The 14092-nt window shown below is 72.6% G+C and carries 11 protein-coding genes and 1 pseudogene; 6 read left to right on the top strand and 6 right to left on the bottom strand.

All coding sequences use genetic code 11. The features are described from left to right. Positions 1-408: 408 nt before the first annotated feature. The 4 genes and pseudogenes from ACLHRZ_RS05980 to ACLHRZ_RS05965 form a co-directional block, all read right to left on the bottom strand. Positions 409-2553 carry an FG-GAP repeat domain-containing protein gene (locus tag ACLHRZ_RS05980; protein WP_490417188.1) on the bottom strand — a complete coding sequence of 715 codons (2145 nt, stop codon included), beginning with the start codon at positions 2551-2553 and terminating at the stop codon, positions 409-411. A gap of 734 nt (positions 2554-3287) precedes the next feature. Then, on the bottom strand, positions 3288-3464 hold the full coding sequence (locus ACLHRZ_RS05975; protein ID WP_490417187.1) for a hypothetical protein: 177 nt from the start codon (positions 3462-3464) through the stop codon (positions 3288-3290). Between the two features lie 42 nt (positions 3465-3506). After that, a complete protein-coding gene (locus ACLHRZ_RS05970; RefSeq protein WP_490417186.1) occupies positions 3507-3749 on the bottom strand; it encodes a hypothetical protein in 243 nt (80 codons plus the stop codon). A 77-nt stretch (positions 3750-3826) separates the two neighbouring features. Beyond that, positions 3827-4497 (bottom strand): annotated as a pseudogene (locus ACLHRZ_RS05965) (nucleotidyl transferase AbiEii/AbiGii toxin family protein). A gap of 488 nt (positions 4498-4985) precedes the next feature. Here ACLHRZ_RS05965 and purB point away from each other — a divergent pair. The 3 genes from purB to ACLHRZ_RS05950 all read left to right on the top strand — a co-directional run bounded on the left by purB (position 4986) and on the right by ACLHRZ_RS05950 (position 8215). Further along, the gene (gene purB, locus ACLHRZ_RS05960; RefSeq protein ID WP_490417185.1) at positions 4986-6419 is read left to right on the top strand and encodes an adenylosuccinate lyase; all 1434 of its coding nucleotides are present in this window, start codon (positions 4986-4988) and stop codon (positions 6417-6419) included. Between the two features lie 3 nt (positions 6420-6422). Continuing rightward, a complete protein-coding gene (gene mug / locus ACLHRZ_RS05955) occupies positions 6423-6962 on the top strand; it encodes a G/U mismatch-specific DNA glycosylase (protein WP_490417184.1) in 540 nt (179 codons plus the stop codon). A gap of 89 nt (positions 6963-7051) precedes the next feature. Beyond that, positions 7052-8215, top strand: a complete 1164-nt coding sequence (locus tag ACLHRZ_RS05950) for an ROK family transcriptional regulator (protein ID WP_490417183.1) — start codon at positions 7052-7054, stop codon at positions 8213-8215. 129 nt (positions 8216-8344) lie between these two features. Here ACLHRZ_RS05950 and ACLHRZ_RS05945 read toward each other — a convergent pair whose 3' ends face one another. Further along, the gene (locus ACLHRZ_RS05945; RefSeq protein ID WP_490417182.1) at positions 8345-9085 is read right to left on the bottom strand and encodes a GntR family transcriptional regulator; all 741 of its coding nucleotides are present in this window, start codon (positions 9083-9085) and stop codon (positions 8345-8347) included. 161 nt (positions 9086-9246) lie between these two features. Continuing rightward, positions 9247-10059, bottom strand: a complete 813-nt coding sequence (gene sigJ, locus ACLHRZ_RS05940; protein WP_490417222.1) for an RNA polymerase sigma factor SigJ — start codon at positions 10057-10059, stop codon at positions 9247-9249. A 217-nt stretch (positions 10060-10276) separates the two neighbouring features. Between sigJ and ACLHRZ_RS05935 the strand changes: the two genes are divergently transcribed. The 3 genes from ACLHRZ_RS05935 (at position 10277) to ACLHRZ_RS05925 (ending at position 14074) form a co-directional block, all read left to right on the top strand. Then, positions 10277-11107 (top strand): alpha/beta fold hydrolase, encoded by an 831-nt coding sequence (locus ACLHRZ_RS05935; protein ID WP_490417181.1) that lies wholly within the window; start codon positions 10277-10279, stop codon positions 11105-11107. A gap of 98 nt (positions 11108-11205) precedes the next feature. After that, positions 11206-12591 (top strand): dihydrolipoyl dehydrogenase family protein, encoded by a 1386-nt coding sequence (locus ACLHRZ_RS05930; protein ID WP_490417180.1) that lies wholly within the window; start codon positions 11206-11208, stop codon positions 12589-12591. A 109-nt stretch (positions 12592-12700) separates the two neighbouring features. Further along, positions 12701-14074 (top strand): GNAT family N-acetyltransferase, encoded by a 1374-nt coding sequence (locus ACLHRZ_RS05925; protein ID WP_490417179.1) that lies wholly within the window; start codon positions 12701-12703, stop codon positions 14072-14074. The last annotated feature ends 18 nt before the right edge of the window (positions 14075-14092 follow it).

The raw sequence follows: 14092 nt of genomic DNA, 5'->3' as shown, positions 1-14092 counted from the left end.
GGACGCGACTTGGCGCGTTCGCGTACAAGTTGCCACCCATTTCCCGCCGTCCCACCAAGACGTCGAACGCGGGACGTTCGCCACCGCCCACACCGACTGCGAGTCCACAATCGCCGCACTCGGCTCCGCACGGTGAGGGGTATCAGCCGGTTTTCCAGCGGGGCCGTCTGCATGTCCTGGCATCGTGTCCTGCACTGCACCGCGGGCGGCTGGTGTGCCTCCGCTTGCACGGTGAAATGGACGCGCGCAGCAGGGCTCCAAGCTGTGACGTGCGGTGCCGGACATCGTTCTCGGCAGCCGGAGACCCTGCCAGTTTCCTGCCCCTGCCGCCTCACGAGATCGCCGCTATGCCCTGTCCGCCTGGCTGTGGGCCGGGCGGACAGGGCATCGACGGGGGCCGGGGCCGGGTTACTCCTTAGGGGTTTCGAGGGTGACGGTGAGGGGCTTTTCGAAGGGGTTGCCGGTGACGTTGCCGTTGGAGAACCAGTTCTTGAGCTGGTTGGCGGTGCCGTCGACGGCGATGAGGTCGTCCTTGCCGTCACCGGTGACGTCGCCGGCGGTGACCTGGCGGAAGTTGTTCCACTTGGTCAGGGTGACGGGCTTGATGAAGGGGTTGCCGGTGGTGTCGCCGTTGGAGTGCCAGTACTTCAGGACGGTCTTGCCGTCCTTGTCCTTCGTGGCGGCGACGAGGTCGGCCTTGCCGTCACCGTCGACGTCCGCGCCGGTGGTCTGGCTGAAGCCTTCCCACGGGGTCAGGACCATCGGCTTGTCGAAGGGGTTGCCGGTGTTGCGGGTGCCGCGCCAGAGCTTGAGCTTGCCGGTGGTGGTGTCCAGGGCGACGAGGTCGGCGATGCCGTCACCGTCGAAGTCCTTGGCCGTGGTCTGCTCCTTGCCCTCCCAGCCGCCGGTCAGGCGCTGCTTCTCCTTGAAGGTGCCGTCGCCGTTGCCGCGCCACAGGTGCAGGGTGCCGTTGGAGTCGGCGGCGACGATGTCGGTGTGGCCGTCGCCGTCGAAGTCACCGGCGTTGGTCTGGGTGTAGTCCCAGCTGTCGAAGATCTTGCGGCCCTGCTCGTACGTGCCGTCGCCGTTGCTCTTGAACCAGTACAGGCCGGCGTTCTTGTCGGGCTTGGCGATCAGGTCGGCCCTGCCGTCACCGTCAATGTCCCCCGCCGCCGTCTGCTCCATCTTGGAGGGGTTGACCTTGACACTGTCACGCTTGACGGTGAACGCGTGCTCGACCGGGTCGGAGGTCTTGCCGTCCACGCTCTGGGTGACCGTCAGAGTGACCTCGCCCTCGGGCAGGTCCTGCGACGGCTTGAGCTTCCACTCGCCCTCGTCGTCGACCTCGACGGGCTTGCCCAGGGCCTCACCGTCCTTGAGCTTCACCTCCACCGTGGCACCCTTGGCACCCTTGCCGGTGATCTCCGGACGCATCGACCCCACCTCGGAACCAGCGGCAGGAGACGTGACTACCGGCGCATCATTCCACTGGATGACCATCCGGCCATTACCACCAGCCTTACCGACCTGACCGCCCTCACCGATGCCATCGCTGTAGAACGAATCGTCCTTCACCGCAGCATCTTGGGCATCTCCAGCAACAGTGGACCCGTCCGCGACCCCCACAGCCTCAGTACCGGCAAAGCCACCGCCACCGCCACCGCCACCGCTGTAGGACGCACCGCCGCCACCGCCGTAGCCGCCGCCACCACCACCACCAAATGAACCAAAGCTGTTGACGCCGGTGCCACCTCCGCCCCCGCTGCCTCCGCCTATTCCCTTACCACCAGCGCCGCTGCTGCCGTTGCTGCCGTCGCCGCCGTTGCTGCCGCCCTTGCCGCCACTGCCGTAACCGCCGCTACCACCGTTGCCACCAACGTTGTTGCTGCCGCCCTTGCCGCCATCGCCTGATGTCAGACCGCCGGAGTTGCCGCCGCCGTCACCGCCGTTGGTACCGCCGCCGACGCCGCCATTGTTGCCGCTATTCCAGCCGCCGCCTCCGCCTCCTCCAGCGACAAGGCTTGGATGCGGAGCGCTGGTGGAGGTGTCCTCGGCCCAGAGGATGGACATTCCACCCCCGCCACCGTCGGTCTTCGCTGCGCCGCCACCGCCGAATGCGGGCTGACCGCTGACGGTGCCGCCCTGGCCGACAGCGAGGTGTAGCTGGCGGTTGTGCTCATTGACCTGGACGGTGCCGTGGGTATAGCCGCCGCCACCACCGGAGCCGCTGGAGTGGGAATACCTGCTGCCGGCTCCGCCTGCGGCCCACATGCGGATGTCGAGGGTGGTGACGCCGGCGGGGACGGTGAAGGTTTCCTCCTTGCCGGTGTAGTCGAAGATCTTGCAGTGGCTGAAGCCCTCGGTCGGGGTGCAGTCATCACCTGCCGCAGCCTTGGAGCCGTCGGCCAGGGCCTGCGCCGCACCACCGCCCACGATCGACGCCACCAGCAGCGCGCCTACGCTGGCACGCGTCCACCGGCGCATACCGCGCGGGCCGCCGTCACGCGCCTGCGTCCCGGCAGTCTCCTCCGCCTGGACACGCGTACCACTCATGCCCTCTGCACCGTTCAGATGTGTCGTCATCCGGTTCGGCCTCTTTTCCTATGCAACCGCCGTGCCCGGCACAGCGGATCCTGAACAACACATGAGCAGGCCCCGACACGCACGCCCCCGGCCCAGCCGGCACACACCGGCACACGGCAAAGAGGCACACCGGAACCCACAGACCCCATCCCACATCCGCCCGCCCCGCCACCACCCCGGCGAAAGAAAACAGAACCCTGACCACGAAGACATCGAAAGACAGGACCGGGCTTGAAAGCGTGTACAAGCCCCGTGGTGGGAGGTGGCGGGACGGTTCCCGCCCCGCGGCGGTGAGCCGTGCTTTCTGCTGTGGCAACCGTCTGGTCCACCGCGCCTACGAGGCGGGCGTACGGCTCGGGTGGGCTCGGACGCGCCTTCCCCAGGGCTGCACGGCTGGAAGCTGCGCGACGAGCTGGTGATGATGGTCCACGACCAGGACATCCCGGCTGCCGCGGCCCTGTCCATGGTGACCGGGGCCAACGCCGAGCTGCTCGTCATCGCGGACCGGCTCGGCACTGTCGAGGCGGGCAGGCTCGCAGACCTGCTGAACGTCTCCGGCGGCCCGGTACGGGACATCGCCGCCATTGGCCGTGCCCACGTACCCGGTGCGGGCGAGTGCTGCCGGTGTGGGGTCCCGCGAGATCTTGGACAGATTTGCTCCAGAAGACGCTGGACGTCACCAGTAGATCTTGGACATTCCTCCGCTATGACTTGGTGCGGACGACTGCCTTGAAGCGGGTCACGGGTTTGTCACCGGTCCTTCGGTGCGTGGACAGTTCGACGTCGCCGTCGAGGACGCGGAAGACGGTGTCCTCGATGAGGACGGTGACGTACTTGCCCGCGTGGGCACGTCCGATACGCAGCTGCTGGCCGCCCACCATGACCACGCCGTCCGCGGGCGCTCTCCGCTGTGCCTGGAGAGGCTACGCCGTGGGCGGGATGACGAGGGTGCGCTGGCTGCGAGCTCCACTCAGCTGGGGTCGGCGCTCTGACGGGACTGGCGCGGGCAGGGTTTTGACGACGCGGCCGTCGGCGATGACGTGCATCAGCTGCCCGTCGAACCGAAGGATGACGCGCTGTCCACCGAGGCTGGACGCGAGCTTGACGCGCTGGCCGCCCAGACCGACGTCGCCGTCCTGCCCGACCAGGCGGTCGACCCCCACCACCGAGTGTCAGGCTGGACCCAGAGAGCAACGAGTTCCGCGCCGCTGGTTGAGTGCCGGGGCTCGGCCGGCCCGGCGGGTCAGTTGTCGTCCGGGTCTTCCTCAGCGTGCAGCCGGGTATCGAGGTCGGCGGCCCAGGCCAGGGCCCAAGCGCGCAGGTCCTCTACTTGCTCGGGGCTCAGGCCGTAGTCGGTGAAGTCCTGGTCGTCCCACCACTCGGCGCCGGCGAGGCGGTCGTGCAGGTCCTGAAGGCTGACTTCGTAGCGGGCGTGGCGGCGGCCGAGGTTTTCAAGGGGCGGCGGTGGTGCGGTGTCGAGTGGCGGCGTGGACGTCGATGAGGTCGCGGACCGCGCCGCGGTCGGCGAGTGCACAGACCTTGGTGCCGATCACGTCGTCCAGTGAGAGAACCGGGCCGTACTCGGTGATCGTGGGCGGGGCCCAGAACGCCTACTTGAGGACGTCGATCTCGCTCCTCGCCAGTGGCGGGGTCGGTGGCGATAAGCCGGCCAGACAGGGGGCTGGACTCGATGTGCCGGATGCCCCAGCCGCGCGCGGCCAGGCCGTCGCCGACTGTGCGGATGATTTCGTCGATGGGGGCCGGGTTCTCGGTGGCCACGTTCAGGTCCTGGGAGAACCGGTCGACCAGACCGTGGGCCTGCACCCCCTGCCCGCCGGTGATCACCAGCGGGCAGGGGGTGCCGATCGCGAGGACGTCGGCCAGAAGCCGGCGGCGCAGATCTGTCAGGTTCACGCGGCCGTCGCGGCCGTCGCCGCGGTCACGGTGGTGAGCTCGGCGAAGGCGGACTCCCACGCGCCCCTGAGCGGGCGGCTGATCAGGTGGTCCGTCAGGCCCCGCACCGGAAGAGATGCCGGTCCAGCACGACAGGCCCCCGGCGAGGACGGGGCGGACTGGGACACGGCATCTGGCGCTCGACGCCCCGAGGCCGTACGCGAACCCACCCGCTGGTACCTGCGCCGCCCCGGCGCGCAAACTCCCCGGTCGCCCGCCGGCAGCCACGTGTCGACGAGCGGCAAGGGCAAGCCGCACTCGCCGAGCGGCACAGCACGCTGCGCCCGCGGGTCCGGGGCGGCTCCCGCATCCTGACGCGGGCAGCGGTCATCTCACACGCGTCTCACAGACCCGCAGGAGAGTGCAGGCCGGAACATGTCCGGCCTGCGCTCTTCCGGACTGCCTGGACGTTCACGGGGCGCCAAAGACGCCGGGTAAGCTCTGGTCACGTGACTGCAAAGCCTCGCATCCCCAACGTCCTGGCCGGCCGCTACGCCTCCGCGGAGCTCGCCGTCCTGTGGTCCCCCGAGTACAAGGTGACGCTGGAGCGGAAGCTGTGGCTCGCCGTGCTCCGCGCCCAGAAGGACCTGGGGGTCGAGGTGCCGGACGCGGCCCTCGCCGACTACGAGCGGGTCCTGGAGCAGGTCGACCTGGCCTCGATCGCCGAGCGCGAGAAGGTCACCCGGCACGACGTGAAGGCCCGCATCGAGGAGTTCAACGCCCTCGCCGGCCACGAACACGTGCACAAGGGCATGACCTCCCGCGACCTCACCGAGAACGTGGAGCAGCTGCAGATCCGGCTGTCCCTGGAGCACGTCCGCAACCGCACCGTCGCCGTCCTGGCCCGGCTGGGGAAGCTGGCGGGCGAGCACGCCGAGCTGGTCATGGCGGGCCGCTCGCACAACGTCGCCGCCCAGGCCACCACCCTCGGCAAGCGCTTCGCCACCGCCGCCGACGAGCTGCTGGTCGCCCACGGCCGCACCGAGGAGCTCATCGCCCGCTACCCGCTGCGCGGCATCAAGGGCCCGGTCGGCACCGCCCAGGACATGCTCGACCTGCTCGGCGGCGACGCCGCGAAGCTCGCGCAGTTGGAGGAGCGCATCGCGCAGCACCTCGGCTTCGGCCGGGCCTTCACCTCCGTCGGCCAGGTCTACCCGCGCTCCCTCGACTACGACGTGGTGACCGCGCTGGTGCAGCTCGCGGCCGCGCCCTCCTCGCTGGCGAAGACGATCCGGCTGATGGCCGGCCACGAGCTGGTGACCGAGGGCTTCAAGCCGGGCCAGGTCGGCTCGTCGGCGATGCCGCACAAGATGAACACCCGCTCCTGCGAGCGCGTCAACGGCCTGATGGTCATCCTGCGCGGCTACGCGTCGATGACCGGCGAGCTGGCGGGCGACCAGTGGAACGAGGGCGACGTCTCCTGTTCCGTGGTGCGCCGCGTCGCGCTGCCGGACGCGTTCTTCGCGCTGGACGGCCTGCTGGAGACGTTCCTCACCGTCCTCGACGAGTTCGGCGCCTTCCCGGCCGTCGTCGCCCGTGAGCTGGACCGCTACCTGCCTTTCCTCGCCACCACCAAGGTGCTGATGGGCGCGGTGCGCGCGGGCGTCGGCCGCGAGGTCGCGCACGAGGTCATCAAGGAGCACGCGGTGGCGTCCGCGCTGGCCATGCGCGAGCAGGGCACCGAGCGCAACGAGCTGCTGGACAAGCTGGCCGCCGACGAGCGCATCCCGCTCGACCGTGCCGCGCTGGACAGGCTGATGGCCGACAAGCTGTCGTTCAGCGGTGCCGCGGCCGACCAGGTCGCCTCGGTCGTCTCCCGCATCGAGGAGATCGCCAAGCAGTACCCGGAGGCGGCCGCTTACGTGCCGGGCTCCATCCTGTGACGCATGACTCCTGAAGAACTCGAAGCCGCCCGCGACCGCCTCGTCCCCGACGTGGTCGCGGGCGGTCTGCGCGTCCTGTTCTGCGGCATCAACCCGGGCCTGATGACGGCCGCCACGGGTCACCACTTCGCCCGCCCCGGCAACCGCTTCTGGCCCGTCCTGCACGCGTCCGGATTCACCCCGCGCCGGTTCCACCCGTCGGAGCAGGAGGAGTTGCTCGCCCACGGGCTCGGCATCACCAACGTGGTGGCGCGGGCGACGGCGCGGGCCGACGAGCTGAGCGCCGAGGAGTTCCGCGAGGGCGGGCGGCTGCTGACGGAGAAGGTGGCCCGGCTGCGGCCGCGCTGGCTGGCCGTGGCCGGGGTGACCGCCTACCGCACGGCCTTCGGCGACAAGCGCGCCGCCATGGGCCCGCAGGAGCGGACGATCGGGGACACCCGGATCTGGGCGCTGCCCAACCCCAGCGGCCTCAACGCACATTGGACGCTCGCGACGATGGCCGAGGAGTACGGCCGGCTGCGCGCGGCGGCCGGGACGGACTGAACCGGCGCGTCCGGACGCTCGCCGCCCGGACCCGCACCGGCTACCATCCGGCAACAGGCAAAGCGCACGCAAAGCGAGGAGGCGGCACGTTGGGGCGGCTCACCGGTGGGGATCCGTCTCTGCTGCGGCGGATCAATTCAGCTGTGGTGCTGCACGCACTGCGTGCCGCCGAATCCCCCACGCTCACCGACCTGGTCAAGGTGACGGGCCTGTCCCGGCCGACCGTGGAGGGCGTGGTCGAGGGCCTGATCGCGACCGGCCTGGTGGCGGAGGCGCCCGTCGAGGAGGGCGCGGCGCGCCGGCAGGGGCGGCCGGCCCGGCGCTTCCGGTTCCGGGTCGAGGCGGGGCACCTGCTGGGCATCGAGATCGGGGCGCACCGGATCGCCGCGCTCCTCGCCGACCTCGGCGGGCGGGTCGTGGGGTCGGCGTCGGTCGACGTCTCCGCGACGGCCTCCGCGGACGAGCGCCTGGAGCAGGTGCGGGGCGCCGTCGAAGGGCTGCTGGAGCGGGCGGGCGTGCCGTGCGGTTCGCTGCGGGCCGTGGGCGTGGCCAGCCCCGGCATCGTGGAGGCGGACGGGACCGTCCGGCTGGGCACGGCGCTGCCGGGCTGGACCGGACTGCCCCTCGGCGAGCGGCTGCAACGCTCGTTCCGGTGCCCGGTGCTGGTGGAGAACGACGCCAACGCGGCGGCCGTGGCGGAGCACTGGAAGGGCGCGGCGACCGGCTCGGACGACATCGTCTTCGTGCTCGCCGGGCTGAGCCCGGGGGCGGGTTCGCTGATCGGCGGGCGGCTGCACCGGGGCTTCGGCGGCGCGGCCGGTGAGATCGGCGCCCTGCACCTGCTGGGCCGCGAGGCCACCCCGGAGGAGGTGCTGTCCCCCACCGGGGAACCGCTGCACCCGCTCGACGAGGCCCAGGTGGCCCGGGTGTTCGCGCTGGCGGACGAGGGCGACGAGCGCGCGCGGGCGGCGGTGGAGCGCTATCTGCGGCGCCTGGTGCACGACGTGGCGGCCCTGGTGCTGGCCCTGGACCCGGAGCTCGTGGTCGTCGGCGGCTGGGCGGCCGGCCCGGACGGCGTGCTGGAACCGCTCCGCAGGGAGCTGGCCCGCTACTGTCTGCGCCCGCCGCAGGTGGCGCAGTCACTGCTCGGCGAGGCCGCGGTGGCAACGGGCGCCCTGCGGCTGGCCCTCGACCACGTGGAGGAGCAACTCTTCGCGGTCGAGGGCACCGTCACGGCACGGGGCGCCCCGTAAGGGGTGCGGGGAACTGCGCGACCAGCCACCGACGGCCCGCAGTCGACGTGCTGTCCGGGGCGAAGCCCCGGGAAACAAGGGCAGCGCGTCATCTGCGGGCGCATCGTGGCCGAGCGCGCAGAACCACCCTCAGCCGGCGAGCAGTTGTACGTCCGACCCGCCGAAGGTGAGCCGGCAGGTGTCCGCGCGGTAGGTGGCGACGGCCACGGCCGCGGTGCCGCCGCCCGCGGTGTAGCGGGTGGTGACGACGAGGACGGGCGAGCCGGGGAGCCGGTCGAGCTGCTTGGCGTCGTCCGCGCGGGCCGAGCCCAGCTCCACGGACCGCTCCTGGCTTTCGAGTTGGAGGCGCTGGAGCTCGCGCAGCACGGCGCGGGCGCGGGCCGCTCCGCCGGGCGCGTCGATGGCGGCGAGGCCCGGGACGCTCGCCGCCGGGACGTACAGCAGCTCGGCGGCGACGGTCTGGCCGTGCGTCCTGCGGATGCGGCGCACCGTGTGCACGGGCTCCTCGGCGCCGGTGCCGAGGAGGAGGGCGACGGCCGCGGGCGGGGCGGCCTCGGCGCCGTCGACGACCTGCCAGGAGTCGGCGGCGGTGCCGGGCCAGACGTGCCCGGCGTCACCGACGGCCACGCCCATGCGGGGCGGGGCGACGGTGGTGCCGACGCCGCGGCGGCGCTGGAGCCGTCCCTCCAGCTCCAGTTGCTCGAGCGCCTGCCGGAGCGTGGCCCGGGCGACGCCGAACCGGGCGGCGAGATCGCGCTCGTTGGGCAGGATCTCCCCCACGGCGAACTCGGAGTCGAGTGCGTCGCTGAGGACGGTCTTCAAGTGCCAGTACTTCGGCTCCGGCACCGGTTCCAGCTGCGTGGTCCCCACCCTGTCCTCCGCAAAGGCTTTTTGCGTGCTTCTTTATTAAAGGTTGTTGCAGTATGCCTGCGACCATAGGGCGGTGTGCAGACTTGGTCAAGACCAATGCCCCTGCACGCTGGGCGGCAGGGGCATCTGTCGGAGCAGAGGTGACGGACCGGGCAAGGCCGTTATGACCGCACCCCGGTGAGCTTGTCCGGGTTGCGCATGATGTAAACCGCCGCGACCCGCCCGTCGGCGATGCCGAGGCTGAAGACGGTGTCCGGCCGGCCCTGCGACAGCAGCACCAGCGCCGGAACGCCGTTGACCTCCGCGAAGCGCAGCTCCGGGCCGGGCACTTGGAGGTTCGAGACGGCGACGAGGAAGCGGCCCACCTTGTCCGCGCTCTCGATGACGCGCCGCGCGGCCTTGGCCTTGCCGCCCGCGTCGCTGACGAGCCGGACGTCGGGGGCGAGCAGCGCCAGCAGGTTCTCCAGGCTGCCGCCGGTGGCCGCGGCGAGGAACCGCTCGGTCAGGTCGCGCTGTTGCACCGGGTCGACGTCGAACCGCGGCCGGCGCTCGTCGACGTGCCGCCGTGCGCGGGTGGCGAGTTGGCGCACCGCCGCCTCCGAGCGCTCCAGGGCGGCGGCGATCTCCGGGAAGGGGAAGCCGAACGCCTCGCGCAGCACGAACACCGCACGCTCCAGCGGCGAGAGGGACTCCAGGACGACGAGGAGGGCGAGCGAGACGGAGTCGGCGAGCACGGCCCGCTCGGCGGTGTCCGGGACGGCGGCGGCGAAGTCGGTGGTGACGGGCTCGGGGAGCCAGGGCCCGACGTAGGCCTCGCGCCGGGACTGCGCCTGGCGCAGCCGGTCGAGGGCCAGCCGGGTGGTGATCCGCACCAGGTAGGCGCGGGGTTCGCGGACCTCGTCGCGGTCCGCGCGCGACCAGCGCAGCCAGGCCTCCTGCACGACGTCCTCCGCGTCCGCGAAGCGGCCCAGCATGCGGTAGGCCACCCCGGTCAGGGTGGAGCGGTGTTCCTCGAAGGCGTCGAGTGCGGTGTCACGGTCGTTCACCGGCCCATCCCATCCGAACCGGGGGCCGTTGTCCACATGAAGCGCCTCTCATCGCGGGCGTCCCGGCCGCCCCCGGGTCTACCCCGCGGTAACCGTTGCTGACATCCTGTCTCACACACGTTGCGGAAGACAGAGGAGCTGCTCCATGGCCGAGACGATCTCCTTCCCCGTCGCCACCCCGTCCGGGCGGCGGACCGTGCAGGTGGTGCACGAACGGCTCGGCAGCGGCGATCCGCTGGTGCTGCTGCACGGCATCGGCCACCATCTCCAGGCCTGGGACCCGGTCGTGGGCCTTCTCGCCGCCGAGCGCGACGTCATCGCCGTGGACCTGCCGGGCTTCGGACGCTCCCCCGCCCTGCCGGAGGGCCTCTCCTACGACCTGCAGGGCGTGGTCCCCGTGCTGCGCGCCCTCTTCGAGGCGCTGGGCGTGGACCGGCCGCACGTCGCGGGCAACTCCCTCGGCGGGCTGATCGCCCTGGAGCTCGGGCACGAGAAGCTCGTACGGTCCGTCACGGCACTCTCCCCCGCCGGTTTCTGGACCGAGGGCGAACGCCGCTACGCCTTCACGGTGCTGCAGGCGATGCGGCGCGGGGCCCTGTCCCTGCCGCCGGGCACCGCCATCCGGCTGGCCCGTACCGCAGCCGGCCGGGCGGCCATGACGAGCGCCATCTACGCCCGCCCCGGGCGCCGTTCGCCGGACGCCGTGGCCGCCGAGAGCCGGGCGCTGCGCGAGGCGACGGGCTTCGAGGCCACCCTCGCCGCCGGGCGGTCGCTGCTGTACGCCCACGACGTGCCGGACGTGCCGGTCACCATCGCCTGGGGCACGCGCGACCGGGTCCTCCTGCGGCGGCAGGGGGTGCGGGCCAAGAAGGTGATCCCCGCGGCGCGGCTGGTCCGGCTGCCGGGCTGCGGGCACTGCCCCATGAACGACGACCCGGCGCTGGTCGCGCGCGTCATCCTCGACACCTCGCGCTGAGCGCCGGGTGCGGGGCGCGCGTCGCACAGTGACGCCGCCGCCCCGCGGTGCAAGGCTGGGCCACCCCAGTCGACTCCCGTGGGATGAGGTGCGGTGCAGTGGCCGAACAGGTGGACGTCGTCGTCATCGGCATGGGACCGGGCGGCGAGCACGTGGCGGGACGGCTGGCCGAGTCCGGCCTGAGCGTCGTGGGCGTGGAGGCGGAGCTCGTCGGCGGCGAGTGCCCCTACTGGGCCTGCATTCCCAGCAAGATGATGATCCGCGCCGGGAACCTGCTGGCCGAGGCGCGGCGGGTGCCCGGCATGGCGGGCACCACGCAGGTCACGGCGGACTGGGCGCCGGTGGCGGCCCGGATCCGGGACGAGGCGACGGACGACTGGGACGACCGGGTCGCGGTGGACCGCTTCACCGGCAAGGGCGGCGTGCTCGTCCGCGGGCGCGGCAGGCTGGCCGGGCCGGGCCGGGTCGAGGTGGACGGCCCGGAGGGCGGCAGCTTCGAGGCGCGCATCGGCGTGGTGCTGGCCACCGGCTCCCGTCCGCAGATCCCGCCGGTGCCCGGCCTGGCGGACGTGCCGTACTGGACCAACCGGGACGCCGTCGCGGCGAAGGAGCCGCCCGCCTCGCTGCTGGTGCTCGGCGGCGGCGCGATCGGCGTGGAACTGGCCCAGGTCTACGCCCGGTTCGGCACCCGCGTCACCGTCGTCGAGGCGATGGACGCGCTCGTCCCCGCCGAGGAGCCGGAGGCTGGCGAGCTGCTGGCGCAGGTCCTGGCCGACGAGGGCCTGACACTGCGGACGGGCGCGCGGGCGACGGCGGTGCGGCACGACGGCGAGGCCTTCACCCTGGTGCTGGAGAACGGCGAGGAGCTGACGGGCGGTCAACTGCTCGTGGCCACGGGCCGCACGGCGGACCTCTCCGCCCTGGGCCTGGAGACGGTGGGCCTCGACCCGTCGGCCCGCTCGCTGAGGACCGACGGGCGGATGCTGGCCGCACCGGGGCTGTGGGGCGTCGGCGACGTGACCGGGCACGGGGCGTTCACGCACGTCGCGATGTACGAGGCCGAGATCGCGATCCGCAGCGTGCTCGGCGACCCGGGCCCCGACGCGGACTACCGGGCACTGCCCCGGGTGACCTTCACCGACCCGGAGATCGGGGCGGTGGGCCTGACCGAGCGGCAGGCCCGCGACAAGGGGCTTCCGGTGCGCACGGGCCGCTCGCGCGTGCCGGAGTCGGCGCGCGGCTGGATCCACAAGGCGGGCAACGAGGGCCTGGTCAAGCTGGTCGAGGACAGCGGCCGGGGCGTGCTCGTCGGGGCGACGACGATGGGCCCGGTGGGCGGCGAGGTGCTGTACGGTCTCGCGGTGGCGGTCCAGGCCGAGGTGCCGGTGGAGACCCTGCGGCACATGATCTTCGCCTACCCGACCTTCCACCGCGGCGTGGAGGACGCGCTGAAGGACCTGTGGTCCCGGACGGGCCGGGCGTGAATTCCGCAAAAAGCCACTTTTAGTGGATGGAAACGCGAGGACGCGTCCCTTTACCCGGCGGACACAGAGCGTTCGTGATCACGCAACACCGCTCGGCCAGGGTGGACGCATGACCGACGAGACTCCCGCGAAGCACCGCCCCCGCCACCACTGGCGCCGCGACCTCGCCGAGATCGCGGCCCTGTTCACGGCGGTGGCGGCCGCCGACTCCGTCGCCGACACGGTCGTCCACGGCCCCGACGGCCCGGCCCTGCTCGTGGGCTCGGCCGCCGCCCTGCTGGCCACGGCCGGCTTCCACACCTGGTGGTCCCGCCGCCGCGGGCACGCCCCGCCGGGCGACGGCACGAACGCCCCGTCGCCCGCCGCCCGCCCCGCACCCGCCGAGGCGGGCGACACCGCGCTGTGGCGCATGCGGACGACCGTGCGCGACGAGCCCGGCAGCCTGGCCGCGCTGTGCCGGGCGCTGGCCGGGCACCGGGTCGACATCCTGGCCCTGCAGACCCACCCCCTCGCCGAGGGCACCGTCGACGAACTCCTGCTGCGCGCCCCCGCCGTGCTCGCCCCCGCCGACCTGACCCGGGCGGCCGCCAACGGCGGCGGCAGCGAAACCTGGCTGGAGCGGGCGGACGCCCACGACCTGGTGGACGCCCCCACCCGGGTGCTCGGCCTCGCCACCCGCACCGCCCTCGACCCGGCCGAACTGCCCCTCGCCCTTCGGCAGTTGCTGGGCCGCTGCACCATCCGCTCGGTACCGCTGCGGGCGGCGGAGACCGACCCGGTGCCGGAGGAGGGGACGTGGGAGGGCGCGGTGATGCGGCTGCGCGACCCGGCCGGCGGGACGATCACCATCGAGCGGCCCCATCTTCCGTTCACGCCCACCGAGTTCGCCCGCGCCCGGGCCCTGGTCGAGCTCGACACCCGGCTCGGCCCGCGGATGCCCGCGCGCAGCGACGTGCTGACCCTGCCCGAGGGCAACGAGATCACCGTCCGCCGCGCCGACCTGGGCGACCTCGACGCCGCGCGCGCGATGCACGAGCGCTGCTCCACCGCCACGCTCGCCCGCCGCTACCACGGGCCCGTCGACGACGCCGACCGCTACCTGCGGCACCTGCTCGGCCCGCGCTTCGGCCGCACCCTGGCCGCGTACACCGCGTCCGGCCGGCTCGTCGCGCTGGGACACCTGCTGTGGGACGGCGACGAGACCGAGGTCGCCCTGCTCGTCGAGGACGCGTGGCAGCGGCGCGGCGTCGGCGGCGAACTCCTGGGCCGGCTCGTGGCCATGGCCACGGAGGCCGGCTGCGCCCGCGTCTACGCCGTCACCACCGCCTCCAACACCGGCATGGTCGCGGCCATGCGGGCCCTCGGGCTGCCGCTGGACTACCAGATCGAGGAGGGCACCCTCGTCGCCACGGCCCGCCTGGCGCCCGCCCGCACGGCCGGGGGCGTCCCCGCACGGGAGTCCGCCCAGAGCAAATCCCCCTGACACGGACGCACGTCGCGT

The sequence above is a fragment of the Streptomyces sp. AM25 genome (assembly GCF_058146165.1).
The sequence above is the reverse complement of the archived record's forward strand: the minus strand, read 5'-3'. Positions and strand labels throughout refer to the sequence as shown.

What these genes read in the sequence shown, in the direction of transcription:
- ACLHRZ_RS05980 (WP_490417188.1), bottom strand. Translation starts at nt 2,553, where the DNA reads ATGAGTGGTACGCGTGTCCAGGCGGAGGAGACTGCCGGGACGCAGGCG.
- ACLHRZ_RS05975 (WP_490417187.1), bottom strand. Translation starts at nt 3,464, where the DNA reads ATGGTGGGCGGCCAGCAGCTGCGTATCGGACGTGCCCACGCGGGCAAG.
- mug (WP_490417184.1), top strand. Translation starts at nt 6,423, where the DNA reads ATGACTCCTGAAGAACTCGAAGCCGCCCGCGACCGCCTCGTCCCCGAC.
- sigJ (WP_490417222.1), bottom strand. Translation starts at nt 10,059, where the DNA reads ATGCTGGGCCGCTTCGCGGACGCGGAGGACGTCGTGCAGGAGGCCTGG.
- ACLHRZ_RS05935 (WP_490417181.1), top strand. Translation starts at nt 10,277, where the DNA reads ATGGCCGAGACGATCTCCTTCCCCGTCGCCACCCCGTCCGGGCGGCGG.
- ACLHRZ_RS05925 (WP_490417179.1), top strand. Translation starts at nt 12,701, where the DNA reads ATGACCGACGAGACTCCCGCGAAGCACCGCCCCCGCCACCACTGGCGC.